Genomic DNA, 14,184 nt, shown 5'->3' with positions numbered 1-14,184 from the left:
GGGTTTCGGGCACTTCTGTGGCGCGTCTACGGCGCGCGTCCTCACCCATCGGGTGGGCCTACTTGGATTCCACCCGTCCGAGCGGGTCGGGTCCGGTCGTCAGCGCGTCCTGCGCTGCCTGCCAGGCGGGATCCGCGGGATGGAACTCGGTGCGGAGGTACGCCCATGAGAGCCGCTGGACCGCGGCGACTCGCTCGGGGTTCTCGTCCGTGGTCTCGGCGACGTCGTATCCCGAGACGCCGCCGAGCCCGTGCTCTGCACCGAAGAGGGTGAGCAGAGACTTGGGGCCGGGGGAGAGGTGGTACGGGTCGGTGTGCCAGTCCGCGCCCCGGACCGTCAGGTGGGGTGAGGTGTCCTTGTCGCCTGCGACCACGAGGGCGGGCGTCGTCATCGCGGAGAAGTCCGTGGTCAGAAAGAAGGGATAGTGCTCGGCCGTGAACTCGGTGAGGGCGTCGCCGCCTCTGCCGGGCGCGGCAAGCAGTACGCCCGCCGTGATCCGGGGCTCGGCCAGGTTCACTTCCGTTCCGTCCTGGGGATCGGTGAGCCGGGCGCCCAGCAGCAGGCTCGCGGTGTGGCCGCCCATCGAGTGCCCGGCTACGGCGATCTTGTCGTGGGCCAGGCGTCCGCGGAGCTGCGGGACGGCGGCCTCGATCACGTCGAGCCGGTCGAGGATGCGCTGCATGTCCTCGGCCCGTGATCGCCAGTACAGCGGCGCCCCAGGGGTAGAGGGGTCCAGGCTCAGCGTCCGCGAGCTCAGATGGGTGGGCTGGATGACGACGAAGCCGTGCGCCGCCCAGTAGTCGGCGAGCGGGGCGTAGCCGTTCAGCGAGGAGAGGTTGTTCGAGGGTCCGTGGCCGTGCGACAGGAGGACGACCGGCAGGTCATCCCCGGTCACGGGGGCGGAGACGCGTAGGTGCAGGTCCACGGCGCGGCCGGGAGCCGGCAGCACCACCGGACTGAGCGAGAGGACGGGAGTGGGTGCGCCGACGGTGTCGGCTGCGGAAGTCATGAGGTGCCTTTCCCTTTCCACGGCTTTGCCGCCGGCCTCATGCGGCCGGCGGCAGGGGAGGGGTACGGGACGGCGCCGCCTCGGCTAGACTCCGAAGCGGAACGCTGTTCCAGAAAGAACAATACGGAACGCTGTTCCGCTTAGTCAATCGTCGTCCGGAAGGAGAGCGTGGTGCCCTCAGCAGGCCAGTCCGCGGGGGTGTCGGCCCGAAGCAAGCGGGCCGACGCGCAGCGCAACGAGCAGACGCTGCTTGCCGCCGCCGCCGAGGTGTTCGTCACCTCCGGCGTCGACGCGCCGATCCGGCAGATCGCGGCCAGGGCCGGTGTCGGGCTGGGCACGATCTACCGCCACTTCCCGACTCGGGCGGATCTCGTCGTGGCCGTCTACCGCCACCAGGTCGAGTCCTGCGCCGAGGCCGGCCCGTCCCTGCTGGCCGACGCCGACTCTCCCCTCGCGGCACTCCGTCAGTGGGTCGACCTCTTCGTCGATTTCCTGGTGACGAAGCACGGACTCGCCAACGCGCTGCAATCGGACAGTGGCTTCGACGCGTTGCACGCGTACTTCCTCGACCGCTTGGTGCCCGTCTGCGAGCAGATGCTCGACGCAGCGGTCGCCGCCGGCGAAATCAGGCCCGGTACACAGGCGTACGAACTGATGCGCGGCATCGGCAACCTCTGCATCGGACGTGACGACGACCCCCGCTATGACCCCCGCCGGCTGATCGAACTGCTCCTTCAGGGGCTGCAGCGACCGCAGCCGTCCTGATCCTGACAACGCTCGATGACCCGCGCACGTGCGGCTTCGGTCCTGGAAGCCGCGGCCATGACGTCGCGTACACGCTGGGTCATAGGGAACGCTCTCACGGCTCTGGCGGTGCCGGTCACCGCACTCGGCGTCCGCGCCCCGCCATCCCGTACGTCACCTCTTGAGTGCGCTCAGTGCTCGGAGCGGGCCTGGTGGACGACTCCATGGCGCTCCACCTCGTCCCTGACCAGCATCGACAAGAGCGAGGCCACCGTAAGGCCGGCTTCGGCGGGATGGCGCAGGACCTTGCTCGGGTCGATCTGGTAGGTGTTACCGCGGCCCTGGCGGTTGTGGGACAGGTAGCCGTCCTGCTCCAGATCCGAAATGATCTTTTGGACGGCCCGTTCGGTCAGTCGGCACCGTGCAGCGATGTCGCGGATACGCGCGTTGCGGTTGTCGGCGATGGTAGCCAGAACACGAGCGTGACTCGTGAGGAACGTCCATCCGGTATGTGGCTCAGGCGATCCATCCACTTCGACCATCCCCGAATCATACGACCAAGCATTCGCGCATTCAAAAGAACGAAATAAAATTCATGTATACCTTGACGTGTTACGCCACAGGGCGCGACGCTGAGAGCAAGGTAATTGGCGAGTACCCATAGAGAGGCAGTCATGCTGGAGCCGCCCTATGCAGCGCGGTCCATCAGCCGAGTCGGCAGCGCCTGCGAGGGCGAGGACACCTCACCGTCAATCGCCACACGTCGTGACAGCGACCGTGTCCTCGTCACCCTCAGCGGGGGACTCCGCCTCGAGGACAGCGAGATGCTCGAGAGCACGCTTCACAGTGCCCTCGACGGACCGGTCCAGGGCGTGGACCTGGACCTCAGCGGACTGGAGTTCTGGGACTGGTCCGCACTCAATGTGCTGCTGACCGTTCGGCGGCAGGCACTCACCAAGGGGAAGTCGATAGTTGTCACGGCCGCCGGCCCCGTGGCCGAACGGCTGCTGGCCCTTACGGGCACCTCCGACCTCCTCGTACCTGCGCGCGAGGGTGCGGATCGTGCCGCCGGTCGGTCCGAGCCGCGCGCGGAGGACGCAGCCGACGACGGACTCCGGTGCGAGGTCGTTCAGCTTCGACGAGCCCTGCAGACGCGTCCGGAGATCGACCTTGCTCGTGGAATTCTGATGGCTACCTTCGGCCTGAGCGCCGACGAGGCGTGGGATGTGCTGGTCATGGCCTCCCAGAACACCAACACCAAGCTGCACCGCCTGGCTGCGGACGTCGTGACCACGGTGAATGGGACGCCCCTACCGGATCCGCTGCAGAAGCACCTGGCAGCAGCGGTCGCCCGGATCACCACCGTCGACAATCAGCAGGCGTAGCACGCGGCGTTGGCACTAGTCCACGGGCACGGTGACGGCCTCGGAACCGGTCGGCTCCTGCGACAACCGTGCAGCGCCTTCGGATCCGGGGGTTCCGGCGGGAGGCAGGCGCAGGGCCAAGAGAGCGACATCGTCCGGGTATGGGTCGGCCAGGAGACCGGCCAGAAGTTCGTCGCACATGGCCGGGAGAGGCTCGCGGGCCAGGGCCGCGGCGTGCTGGCGCAGTCGGGTCAGGCCGCTCTCAAGGCTTTCGTCACGGCGTTCGATCAGGCCGTCGGTGTAGAGCAGGAGCGTGGAGCGGGCCGGTAGGGGCTCGGTGGCCATAGTGCGGAAATGATCGGGGTCGACGCCGATCATCAGACCGGCCCCACCTTCCAGGTAGCCTGTGTCGCCCTCGCGGGTGACCAGCAGGGGAGGCAGGTGTCCCGCGCTGGAGTAGGCGAGCTCCCAGGGACCGCCTCTGGCGCCGTGGATGACGCTGTAGAAGCAGGTGGCGGTCGTCCGGCCCACCACCTGCTGGGCGATGTCGAGGCGGCGCAGGATGGCATCGGGCGGTTCCTGACGGTCGCAGGCGATGCCGCGGAGCATGTTGCGCAACTGACCCATGGCGACCGCGGCACGCATGTCATGTCCGGTGACATCGCCGATGATCAGGGTGGTGTCGCCGGTCGGCAGGACGAAGCTGTCGTACCAGTCCCCGCCGACTTCGGCTGCCTCGGCGCGAGCGGGGCTGTAGCGCGCCGCCAACTCCAGGCCGTCGACGCGCGGCAGCTCGGGAAGCAGAGCGCGCTGAAGGTGTTCGGCCGTGGCCTGCACTGCCTGATACAGACGGGCGTTGTCGGCCTGCAGAGCGATGCGGTGCGACAGCTCCTCGGCCAGCCCGAGGTCTTCTTCGCCGAAGGGCCGCTCGCGCGTGGTCCGCGCAAGGGTGATCGCTCCCATCACACGTCGGCGGGCCCGCAAGGGTGCGATGACTGCGGAGTCCGCGTCCAGCTCCTTCAGAAGGTCCCACCCCCACGTGGAGCCGTTCTGTTCGACGGGCAGCTCGGCGTGGCGAAGGAGCAGCGGTCCGGCCCCCCGCAGTACCCGGGCCAGCGGACCGGTGGCTTCGTCGGGTAGCGGAAGGCAGCTCTCCAGCAACCCGTGCAGCAGCGCGGGGTCGCGGTGGGTCACACACACGCGCCGCAACTGTTCGCCGCCCTCCAACAGATCCATGGCGCACCAGTCCGCCAGCTGCGGAACCACGATCCTGCACACCCGCCGCAGTCCCTCGTCCGCGTCCAGAGTGCTCCCCAGGGCTTTGGTGACCTCCGCCAGCAGCGCCAGACGGTCCAGCGCCTGCTGCAGTTCCGCGTCCACATCGAACTCATCCACGAGACCGCCTCCGCCCGCCTCCCCGTTCGCATGCACGCGCCGCACTCCCAGCTTGCCTCCCACCGGTGCAACCTGCGATGGCGGCACATCCTGACGCCCGCTCCTCCGGCCTCGCCGTCCGGTGCGTGGGCAGGGCACGGAGGGGTGCTGCCCGGTACCGGTTGGGGCCGCGGTGCCCCGTCCGCGGTTCCTCTCAGCTCAATACATCGGCCAGGTTGGCTTCCAGGGCGAAGAGGCGCTCGTGCTCCGGCGCGATCGCGGCATAGCACAAGGGTGTCCCACCGCCCGGCATGTCGGAGTACAGAACGATGCCTTCTCCTTGGTCCGGGTCGTAGGCCAGACGAGTCGATCTCAGAATTTCGAGAACCTTCTCGAAGTCGGCGTGATCCGTGGAGCAGTGCCGATGGTCGATGAGCCACGCCCCGGCGAAGCGACCCGAGTCCTGGCCCTCGAGACGCGAGACCATGGCATAAGGAGTAGTGGTCGCGGTACGGCGGACATTGCATTCGGTCGCGTAGAGCGTTCCGTCGTGTGCCAGGACGGCGTCCACATCAAACGGCCCGAAGTACCCGCTCGCCCGGAGGTGCTGTCCCAGGCAGAGTCCCCACGCCTCCAGTTCCTTCAGTACGGCGTGCCCGACACCGGGTGGCGGTGACACATAGCCGGTGAAGGCTCCCTGCCGCACGCGCATGGTGCCGGCGAACAGCATACGGGGGCCTTGCTCCTCGACCGTGAACTGCGCGCTCACGGAGATGCCAGGGCCCACGTATTCCTCGACGACCCACAGGCCGCTCCCCTCAGGTACCTGTGTCGTGGCCGGATCCCCCCGGGAGACGAAACGCAACCCCTTGCCGCCGGCCGAACGGTCCGGCTTGACGACCAGTCGGGGATGGGAGTCGAGCAGGTCACAGACCGTTCGCTGCAACTCCGTTCCCGTGCAGACCCTTGCGCGGGGCAGGTGCATCCCGAGGTGTTCGGCATGGGAGCGAAAGCCCGTCTTGGTGTTGAGAACTGCGGCGCTCCCGACGGCACCTGACGCCGTCAGGTCCATGCCCGGGGCGTAGGGAACGACCGGAATGCCGAGGTCGGAGGCGAGGCTCGCGGTCGAGGCGTCCAAAGCGAGGGGGAGCAGTCCGATGCCCGGACGGCGCGGCACGAGATCACGCAGCAGGGGCAGTACCCCCGCCTTGCGCACCTCGTCCGCCATGGACGTTCCCGGAGTGACAGGGACAGTGAGCACGTGCACGGATCCGTGCGGCACGCCCAGAAGAGAACCGACGTAGTGCGTGAAGGAATCCGTCAGGGGAACCGGCGTGACCAGAATGTCGCCGGGCCGGGCGAGCCACAGTTCCCGACTCGCTCGTGCCGACCATTCCCGCACCACTTCCGCTTCCCGGAGGTCCACGGCAACCTCGGAGGCGAAGTTCGCGAAGATGACCAAGGACGGGCAGTCCCGGTGCTCCAGGATCACCGGTGCCTCACGCCCGCTTCGGGCCGTTGCGGATCTTGCACGAGGCGGCCTCGCACACCTGCGGTCATCACTGCGCCGGCGCCGTCAGAGGGGTCCTGAGTGCGCTTGCGCCTCGGCGCCATGCTGCGAGCAGACTCGTCGCCAGACGCCGGTCCAGCTCCCCGGTGGCGTCTATCCCGAAGACGACATCCGGCTCGAGACCAGGTTCGTCGGCCAGCAGTCCGGCGACGACTTCACGGCGTACGACCTGCTCGTGTACAGCGTCGGCCTCCACGTGTTCGGCGTAGAAGCGCTCGGCGGCCGGGCCGGCACCGGTACGCCGCATCGCCAGAGCCAAGCGTCGCGAAGCAGGTGAGGAGGTCACCTCGACCGAGGCGAAGTGCCCGACCAGGGCACCACGCCAGACCCGGTGCAGCCCGAAGAGCGACATCAGGTTCACCGCGGCCAGGGCCTCCGGGGGTGCGGCATCCAGGTAGTGGCCGTATGTGTTGTCGAGGCCCAGGTCGGCCATGAGATCCGCGAACAGCGCCGCGTGAATGTCCTCGGCACGGCCGGCCCCGAACTCGTCGTACTCCACGGCCACCATGCCGGCCTTGGCCCTGCCTCGCAGCCTCGGAATGACCCATGCGTGAGGATCGGCCTCCTTCAAGTGGTACAGAGACCGCAGGGCCGCGTATTCGCGCAACTGCCAGAGTTCCCCATGGCGTTGGAGGTAGTGGCTGATGCTGGTCCCGTCGTCTTCGACCGGCTCCACCAGGAGGTCGTCCAGCGCCTCGCGCACGGAACCACCGTGCCAGCCCACGTCACGGCGGAGCGCGGCGATGAAGTGGTCCTCAAGGCAGGAGCGCAGATCCAGCAGGCGGGCATCCCATTCGCGGCGAGGGTCGACACCCTCGAAACCGCGGTAGTGCAGCTCGTACAGACTGTAGAGAGCGAGCTGTACGTCATCGCCGTACGGGTTCGTCCGAGCGACGTCGTCGCACGCCGGCAGCCGTTCCGTGCCGTCCAGGAGTGCCGCCATGACGGCGGACGACACGACGCCCCGGGGGCGTGGCAGCGCCGGCTCTGCCGACGTTGCCGAGGGAGCGGTCATGACGCTGTGCCCTCCTCCTCGTGGCGTGTCCGGCACGGCCCGGCGGTTCGGCGGCGATGACTGGCATCGCACCACGGAAGGATGCTGCTGCGCCGGCACATACATATCGCCACCGCGAACCGAGAGGATGCCACCACCGTGCCGTCGTCGAGAGTGACCTCCACCGGGCCCGGCACGAGCAGCGGGCCATCATCGGTCAACGCGACGCGATACGGTCGATCAGACTTGCTGGGCACGAATGATCACCAGTTCCTCGAGCTCTTCATGCGGACTGACCAGATCACGGCCGCGGAGCCAGGCAAGTCGTGATTGCAGGACCGGCCCGAACGGTGTGCCCATCCGGTCGCTGACGGTGGCCCGCATCCCGGCGGCGGACAGCCTTCGCAGGGTCGTATCGGTTCCACTGAGTGCGGACTGCACCATCAGCAGGACGCCACCGCGACGCAATGCCTGCGGCACTTCCTCACAGATGCGGTCCAGGACCGCGCGGCCGTCGTGTCCGGCGTTCCAGGCCTCGCCGGCCTTGACCCGAGCGCCCCCGGCGCCCGGAGTGTGACGGGGCGGGTCCGGGGTCGGGACATAGGGCGGGTTACTGACCACCAAGTCGAATTTCTGCCCTCGTACCGGTGACAGCAGGTCTCCAAGGCGCACATCCAGGCTCTGCCCGGCCCACAGCGCGTTCAGGCGGGCGGTGAGCACGGCACGCCAGGCGATGTCCGTGGCCGTCACGTGAACACCGAGTTGTGCCGCAAATACGGCCAGCATTCCGCTGCCCGTGCCCAGGTCGAGGACGTCCATCCCCGGCATGAGTCTCTCCCGGCGCAGGGCGCGTGCCAGGAAGAAGGTGTCGGCTTGGGGTGTGTACACCCCCGGCGGAGTCGCGAGCGAGGGCAGCCATGGGGGTACGACGGTCAGCACCATGGAGGCACCTCCGTTCCGGGCCCGCGGTCGTACCACACCCGCCGGCCTGGGCTCAGATCTCCACCCTGCGACGCGGCCGAGGTCATCCGCAATCCGTGCATCTGAGGACCCTGGCGCCCTTGGGGGAGCCGCTGCGCTGTGTGAAGCATTGCCATTCGCGGTACCCGCCATCGATGACGCCACACCACGAGGGCACAGAAGGTGAACCTGATGACATCGCTGCTCTCCCGGTCGCACAAGGACTCCCTGGCAGGACTTTCGGCGGTGATCACGGGCGGATCGCGCGGCCTCGGGCTGCTGCTCGCCGAGCAGCTGCTGAACCGCGGGTGCGCGGTCACGATCGCCGCAAGGGACGAGCAGGAACTCGACCGCGCGCGGGAGCTTCTCACTCGGGGGCGGCCCGGAGCGCGCGTACACGGCGTGCCCTGCGACGTGACCGACCGCGCGATGGTCGCCTCGCTGATGGCCGACGCGTCCGACGTACACGGCGGGGTCGACGTGGTGATCGCGAACGCTGGCATCATTCACGTGGCGCCGCTGGAGTCGATCGATGCCGACGAGTTCCGGTCGGCCATGGACACCATCTACATGGGCGCCCTGCACACCTCGCTCGAAGCCCTGCCCTGGCTGCGGCGCAGCCCCTCCGGCGGTCGGCTGGCGCTGATCGGCTCGGTCGGCGGTCTGCTCGCAGTGCCGCACCTGCTGCCGTACTCCTGCGCCAAGTCCGCCGTCGCCGCCCTCGCCGAGGGCCTGTACGCCGAACTGCACGGCGACGACGTGAGCGTGACGGCAGTCCATCCCGGGCTGATGCGGACCGGTTCGCACCTGGCCGCGGAGTTCGGCGGGGACGAGGCCGCGGAGTTCGCGTGGTTCTCGGCGCTCGCGGGCAGCCCTCTGGTGTCGATGGACGCGCGCCGCGCCGCCGACCGCATCGTGACAGCTGTGCAGCGGCGCCGGTCCCGGATAGTGCTGACCCCCATGGCGAAGGCCGCCGGCCTCGGCCATGGCCTGGCCCCCGCACTGACCACCCGGCTCAGCACGCTGGCAGCCAGGGCGCTGCCCTGCCCGCCGGACCAGGGCGAGGCCCAAGGTCCGCACAAGGGCCGGGACATCGAACCGGGTCCGGGAAGGGCGAGGCATCCGGTGGCACGACGACTGCGTGCCTGGGGCAGCGCCCTCAACGATCGCGCGGCCCGCCGGCTGAACCAGCGGCTGCCGCACCACGCGCACGGCGGCCCGTGACCCGATCCGCAACCGGTGACCGGTCACCCGCCTGCGTCAGTCGGTCGGCGGGGTGAAGTCGACCTCCTGCGCCGTGATGATCCGGGCGCCCATGTTGCGCTCCATCATTTCCAGGGCCGCCGCCTCCAGGTGGGGATGGATGGAGGCGGCGGCGTCCTTCGGCACCGTGACCTCCAGGTGGCGGATATGGGCGTCCAGGGCCGAGTAGAGGATGCACTGTTCGGTGACCTGTCCGCACAGCACCACATGTCCTACCTCCAGTTGCCACAGGAGGTAGGACATGGGCGTCTCGAAGAAGATGGAATGGCGCGCCTTCACCACGAAGAGGGAGTCGTCGTCGGGCTTGATCGGCTCGATCAGGTCGGCGTGCGGGCGGGCCAGCGCGGTCTCCACGAGTTCTCCGTGGTGGGAGCGCCACCGCCCGAAGTTGTCGTTCGCGTAGATCACCGGTGCATCGGCCTCGCGAGCCCGGCCGATCAGGTCCGCCAGCACGGGGACGACACGCTCGGCGGAGGGCACGAGCAGTTCGGCGTCCTCGTGATCGTACGTGTTGATCATGTCGATCACGATGAGCGCGCGGCCCCTCTGCTCTCCGGGCATGTGCACCCCGTCCATCGCTTGTGCCGTCAGTCGCGCAACCGGGACAGGACACCGGACCCGGTCACAAGGCTCAGACCCAGGGGGTCGGAGCACGGAGTCGGCGCAGTCACGGATGCGCCGGCCGACGCAGGCTCCACGATCCTGGATCCCTGTTCTGTACGTCAGCGTCCAGCCGTATGCCGGCCGGGGACGAAAGCTCCGGTCAACGCCCTGCTCGTCGAGACGACTCGAGTACCCGGGACGGATTCCCTGGAACCACCTCCTGCCGTCGACGTCGGCTCCCGGGCCGGGCGCCTTTGGTCTCAGGGACGGAGCAGGGTCCTGTGACCGTGGCGTCCTCGTTGGGCACCACGTCGGTCCAGCGAGGCGCCGGTGCCGCGCTCGCGCGCCTGGACGGTCTCGCGTTCCGGTCATCCTGTCGGAGTAACTGCGGTGTAATCCGGGTGTACGGGGTACGCGGTGTATGCGAATTCAAAGACCCCGGGAACGGGGTCTCGACGGCCGAGTCGATCACCTTCTGGAAGGGTAAAACGGAGGACAGCGTGATTATTCTCGGGATCATTTTGCTGATCATCGGTCTCCTCACGGGACTCTCGATCCTTTGGACCATCGGTTGCATCTTGGTGGTCATCGGCCTCGTGCTCTGGGTTCTGGGCGCCGTCGGGCACGCAGTGGGCGGGCGTCGGCATTACTGGTAGATGGTGCGAGTCGGCCCGATCGGCTGACGGTGACCGCATGGTGCCGGTGTGTGCATTGCCTGTGGCCATGTGGGGTAGGCGCGCGCCCATGAGACTGAGCGTGGTGGACGCGGGATCAAAAACCGTCCGGCTGGTGGTGACCGACGTGAAAGACGGTGTGCCGCTGCCGGTGCACACCGCGAAATGGAGGCTCCGCTTGTCCGAAGCGGTCGGAACTGACGGCCGCTTCGGGGAATCAGCCACAGCGCAGCTCGTGACGGCGCTGAACGGGGCAGTCGAGACGGCCCGGCGCTGGGGCGCGCCGGAACCGTTGGCGTTCGCCACGGCCGTGGTGCGCAACGCACCCGACCGGGCGGACATCCTGCGGGCGGTGCGCACCCAGACCGGGCTTGCGCTGTGCGTGGTGCCGGGCGAGGTGGAGGCCGAGCTCACCTTCTTGAGTGTCCGGCGCTGGATGGGCTGGCGCTCAGGCCCGCTGGCCCTCTTCGACATCGGCGGCGGCTCCTTGGAAGTGGCCTTCGGCCGTGGCCGGATGCCGGAATTCGTGGCCTCCCTGCCGCTCGGCGCCAACCGTCTGACCAACGAGTTCTTCGCCTGCGCGGACGCCCCTTCGCCGGATGAGGTGCATGCCCTGCGCCGCGCGGTCCGTCACCAGCTGCGCGACGCCACCACCAGGATCCGCTGGGAGCAGCCCCACACCGTCGTCGCCACATCGCGGATGTTCCAGCAGCTGGCGCGGTTGTGCGGCGCCCTGCCGGGGCGTCACGGCCCGTTCGCCGAACGAGTCCTGCACCGAAGAGACCTGCGCCTCGCGATCGAGCGGCTGGCGACTCTGTCCGCGTCCGAGCGGTCCCGACTGCCCGGCATCTCCGCACCCCGGGCCCGGCAGAGCCTGGCAGGGGCCATCGTCGCCCATACAGCGATGAAACTGAGCAGGGTGAAGACCCTCGCGATCTGCCCCTGGGCCCTGCGCGAGGGCATCCTCCTGCGCTACTTGGAGGACGGGGCCGACTGGTGGACCGACATCGAGCGGCTCGACGGCGTCAGCCGCCTCGGCGCAGCCACGGTCAGGCCTCTCCCACTGCGCGCGGCCGCGCCGTCGCCTGCACCCTGAACCCGGGCGGCTCCCGCGCGACACGAAGGCAGGCGGTCTCTTCCGGGCGGTCCGGGTGCCCGACCTCACCCCCCACACCCCCGGGTCGGGCCCTGTCGGCTGACCTGACGGCGAAGATGGAGTGCTCCTCACCGAAGATTGAGTGACGGATCGTACGTGCGAGGAGTTCCGCCACACGGCCCGGTGTACTGTCCCCCCGTCATCACTGAGAGGGGGACACATGAAACGGTGGGTAAATGAGGGCTCGCACGGCCCGCACCCGATGACACCGGCACTACAAGTCGAGATCCGATCCGACTCCAGTCAAGCGCGGGTACGGATGATCTGGGGGGTCCTGCTGGCCGTCCTGGGTGCCGCGGTGACCATCTGGACCTTCCTCAACGGCAACGGACAGATCGTCATCTTCACCGGTGGCCTCGCCGTGGGCCTCGCAGTGTTTCTCAGCGGCTACTTCTGGGACAGGCGCATACGGGCCTATCTGAGCAGGCATGGCGTCCCGCTCGAAGCCGTGAAAGGCCCGCGCCCCTGATCGCGACATGGCCTGGTGGTCCTGTCTCGGTTCTCGAACTCGTGGAGCGCGTGGCGGAGGTGGCGCTGGTTCCGGATCAAGGTGCGGTCCAGTGCCACAGCAGGTCGCCCCACGACGTGGATGTCCCTGTTCCGTAAGGGGCTCGGACGTTCCGCGGCCGCCTTGCGGCGGCTGTGATGGGAGGCATGAGATCCCGCTTGTTTCCGCCGGTGTTCAGGGGCAGGTTGCACGACGCCCGCACGGCGACCTCGATCGGGCGGTGGCTCGGCCTCGCCTTCGCGGTGTGCTTCGTCACCGGTCTGATCAGCCATGTGCTGCAGCATCCGCCCGGTTGGCCGGCCGGTGATCCGCCGAGCCGCCCGGTGTGGGGTTACCGGCTCACGCAGGGGCTCCATGTCGCATCGGGTATCGCGGCGATTCCGCTGCTGCTGGCGAAGTTGTGGACGGTGTACCCGCGGCTGTTCGCCTGGCCGCCGGTGCAGTCGCTGCGTCATGCCCTGGAGCGGCTGTCGGTGGCCGTGCTGGTGGCTGCGGCGGTCTTCGAAGTGGCCACCGGCCTGCTGAACACCGCGCAGTGGTATCCCTGGCCGTTCTCCTTCGTGCCGGTGCACTACGCCGTGGCCTGGCTGGCGGCCGGAGCGCTCGTGCTGCACATCGCGGTCAAGGCCCCCGAGATCCGGGCCCATTGGAGCCGGCGCTCGCCGGGCACCCTGGCCCTGCCCGAAGAGGACGGGCCCGACCGGCGCTCGCTGCTTGCCGGGGTCGCAGCGGCGGTCGGCGCGGTGACCGTGACCACGGTCGGCCAGTCCTTCACTCCTCTGAAGGACCTCGACCTGCTCGCGCCCCGTCATCCCGACCACGGTCCGCAGGGCCTGCCGGTCAACCGGACCGCCGCCGCGGCCGGAGTCGGGCTGATTCCGGCCGAGCGCTACCGCCTGACGGTCGCAGGACCGCGGCCCTTCACGCTGACCCTGGACGAATTGCGGGGCCTGCCGCAGCGCGAGGTGGAGTTGCCGATCGCCTGCGTGGAGGGGTGGAGCAAGTCGGCGCACTGGACGGGCGTGCGCGTCATGGACCTTCTGGAGCTCGCCGGCGCCCGGCCGCACGCCCGCGTACGCGTGGTGTCCCTGCAGACACGAGGCGGATACCGCGTCTCCGAGATGGGACACGAGCACGCCCATGACCCGCTGACTCTGCTCGCCCTGCGCCTCAACGACGAGGAGCTCACCCCGGACCACGGCTACCCGGTGCGGCTGATCGCCCCGAACCGGCCCGGCGTGCTGCAGACCAAGTGGGTTGGCCGACTGGAGGTGCTGTCATGAGGATGAGCGTGACGAGACTGCTGACGGGTGTGGTCGGTCTGACGCTGATGGGCGTCGGCGCCTCCCTGCTGCTGCACGTGCCCGGCCTGATGGGTGTCCTGGTCTGGCTCGGCGGGGCGGTGGTGCTGCACGACGCGCTGATCGCACCGCTGGTGCTGCTCATCGGATGGGTGCTGGTCCGCGGCGGTGTGCGTGGGCCGGTGCGCGGGGCATTGCTGGTCGCGGGCGCCCTGACAGCGGTCGCACTGCCAGTGCTGCTGCGCCCGGGGAAGCCGGCCAACTCCTCGGTTCTGCCGCTGGACTACCCGCGCAACTGGCTGCTCACGCTGGCGGCGGTGGCGACCATCACGGCGCTCCTGCCGGTCGTACGGGCCATCCGCCGCAGCCGCCGGACGCCACCGTTGTAGGCCCCGTCCACCCTCCGGCTCCTCGGCTCGTCTTGCGGGTGTCCTACGAGTCGTTCGCCCCCCCGCCTGGTGGCCGAGGACGCCCCGCAACGTCCACGCCGCCACCAAACTCGCGTAGGAACACCTCGCCTCCGCATGGGCGCTAGCCGTCGGCGGGCGGGTGGGCACGCTCACAAGGTGTACGGGCCCTGGGATGATCGTCACGGGGGAGTACCGGCTCGGCGATGTCCGCCACATCACCGCATCCCCGCGCAGACTGTGCGACGAACCGGGCT

At 69.0% G+C, this 14,184-nt stretch carries 16 protein-coding genes; 8 read left to right on the top strand and 8 right to left on the bottom strand.

Translation table 11 applies throughout. From position 1 onward, the window contains the following. Positions 1-58 precede the first annotated feature (58 nt). The gene (locus ACWDA7_RS26730; protein WP_450606948.1) at positions 59-1,009 is read right to left on the bottom strand and encodes an alpha/beta hydrolase family protein; all 951 of its coding nucleotides are present in this window, start codon (positions 1,007-1,009) and stop codon (positions 59-61) included. 171 nt (positions 1,010-1,180) lie between these two features. Here ACWDA7_RS26730 and ACWDA7_RS26725 point away from each other — a divergent pair, with 171 nt between their 5' ends. Then, on the top strand, positions 1,181-1,774 hold the full coding sequence (locus ACWDA7_RS26725) for a TetR/AcrR family transcriptional regulator (protein ID WP_450606946.1): 594 nt from the start codon (positions 1,181-1,183) through the stop codon (positions 1,772-1,774). 170 nt (positions 1,775-1,944) lie between these two features. On the opposite strand, the gene ACWDA7_RS26720 is transcribed toward ACWDA7_RS26725, so the two are convergent. Then, positions 1,945-2,286, bottom strand: coding sequence for a helix-turn-helix domain-containing protein (locus ACWDA7_RS26720; RefSeq protein ID WP_359393123.1), 342 nt, complete (start codon positions 2,284-2,286; stop codon positions 1,945-1,947). Between the two features lie 141 nt (positions 2,287-2,427). On the opposite strand from ACWDA7_RS26720, the gene ACWDA7_RS26715 reads away from it, so the two are divergent. Continuing rightward, positions 2,428-3,138: an ANTAR domain-containing protein gene (locus ACWDA7_RS26715; protein ID WP_450606944.1), complete on the top strand. Its 711-nt coding sequence runs from the start codon at positions 2,428-2,430 to the stop codon at positions 3,136-3,138. Between the two features lie 15 nt (positions 3,139-3,153). On the opposite strand, the gene ACWDA7_RS26710 is transcribed toward ACWDA7_RS26715, so the two are convergent. From ACWDA7_RS26710 to ACWDA7_RS26690, 5 genes are all read right to left on the bottom strand, one after another. Continuing rightward, positions 3,154-4,548 carry a PP2C family protein-serine/threonine phosphatase gene (locus ACWDA7_RS26710; RefSeq protein WP_450606942.1) on the bottom strand — a complete coding sequence of 465 codons (1,395 nt, stop codon included), beginning with the start codon at positions 4,546-4,548 and terminating at the stop codon, positions 3,154-3,156. Positions 4,549-4,705: 157 nt separating this feature from the next. Continuing rightward, the gene (locus tag ACWDA7_RS26705) at positions 4,706-5,983 is read right to left on the bottom strand and encodes a preATP grasp domain-containing protein (RefSeq protein WP_450606940.1); all 1,278 of its coding nucleotides are present in this window, start codon (positions 5,981-5,983) and stop codon (positions 4,706-4,708) included. A gap of 67 nt (positions 5,984-6,050) precedes the next feature. After that, a complete protein-coding gene (locus tag ACWDA7_RS26700) occupies positions 6,051-7,076 on the bottom strand; it encodes an iron-containing redox enzyme family protein (protein WP_450606938.1) in 1,026 nt (341 codons plus the stop codon). Then, on the bottom strand, positions 7,073-7,312 hold the full coding sequence (locus tag ACWDA7_RS26695) for a CDGSH iron-sulfur domain-containing protein (RefSeq protein WP_450606936.1): 240 nt from the start codon (positions 7,310-7,312) through the stop codon (positions 7,073-7,075). Before ACWDA7_RS26695 ends, ACWDA7_RS26700 begins: the two co-directional genes overlap by 4 nt. After that, entirely contained in the window at positions 7,296-7,997 is a 702-nt protein-coding gene (locus ACWDA7_RS26690) for a HemK2/MTQ2 family protein methyltransferase (RefSeq protein WP_450606934.1), read from the bottom strand. Before ACWDA7_RS26690 ends, ACWDA7_RS26695 begins: the two co-directional genes overlap by 17 nt. A 210-nt stretch (positions 7,998-8,207) precedes the next feature. Here ACWDA7_RS26690 and ACWDA7_RS26685 point away from each other — a divergent pair, with 210 nt between their 5' ends. Further along, positions 8,208-9,239 (top strand): SDR family NAD(P)-dependent oxidoreductase, encoded by a 1,032-nt coding sequence (locus ACWDA7_RS26685; RefSeq protein ID WP_450606932.1) that lies wholly within the window; start codon positions 8,208-8,210, stop codon positions 9,237-9,239. A gap of 36 nt (positions 9,240-9,275) precedes the next feature. Here ACWDA7_RS26685 and ACWDA7_RS26680 read toward each other — a convergent pair whose 3' ends face one another. Next, positions 9,276-9,839, bottom strand: a complete 564-nt coding sequence (locus ACWDA7_RS26680; protein ID WP_450606930.1) for a cysteine hydrolase family protein — start codon at positions 9,837-9,839, stop codon at positions 9,276-9,278. Positions 9,840-10,381: 542 nt separating this feature from the next. On the opposite strand from ACWDA7_RS26680, the gene ACWDA7_RS26675 reads away from it, so the two are divergent. The 5 genes from ACWDA7_RS26675 (at position 10,382) to ACWDA7_RS26655 (ending at position 13,909) form a co-directional block, all read left to right on the top strand. Beyond that, positions 10,382-10,537 (top strand): DUF6131 family protein, encoded by a 156-nt coding sequence (locus ACWDA7_RS26675; RefSeq protein ID WP_359406876.1) that lies wholly within the window; start codon positions 10,382-10,384, stop codon positions 10,535-10,537. Positions 10,538-10,625: 88 nt separating this feature from the next. After that, positions 10,626-11,651, top strand: coding sequence for a Ppx/GppA phosphatase family protein (locus ACWDA7_RS26670; RefSeq protein WP_450606928.1), 1,026 nt, complete (start codon positions 10,626-10,628; stop codon positions 11,649-11,651). Between the two features lie 220 nt (positions 11,652-11,871). Next, positions 11,872-12,180: a hypothetical protein gene (locus ACWDA7_RS26665; RefSeq protein WP_450606926.1), complete on the top strand. Its 309-nt coding sequence runs from the start codon at positions 11,872-11,874 to the stop codon at positions 12,178-12,180. 185 nt (positions 12,181-12,365) lie between these two features. Beyond that, positions 12,366-13,502 carry a molybdopterin-dependent oxidoreductase gene (locus ACWDA7_RS26660; protein ID WP_450606924.1) on the top strand — a complete coding sequence of 379 codons (1,137 nt, stop codon included), beginning with the start codon at positions 12,366-12,368 and terminating at the stop codon, positions 13,500-13,502. Between the two features lie 2 nt (positions 13,503-13,504). Then, complete coding sequence (locus tag ACWDA7_RS26655; protein ID WP_450606922.1) at positions 13,505-13,909, top strand: hypothetical protein; 405 nt, start codon at positions 13,505-13,507, stop codon at positions 13,907-13,909. Positions 13,910-14,184: the final 275 nt, after the last annotated feature.

Source organism: Streptomyces sp. NPDC001156 (assembly GCF_053598275.1).
Note: the sequence above shows the minus strand (reverse complement) of the source record. Positions and strands in the feature narration are given on the sequence as shown.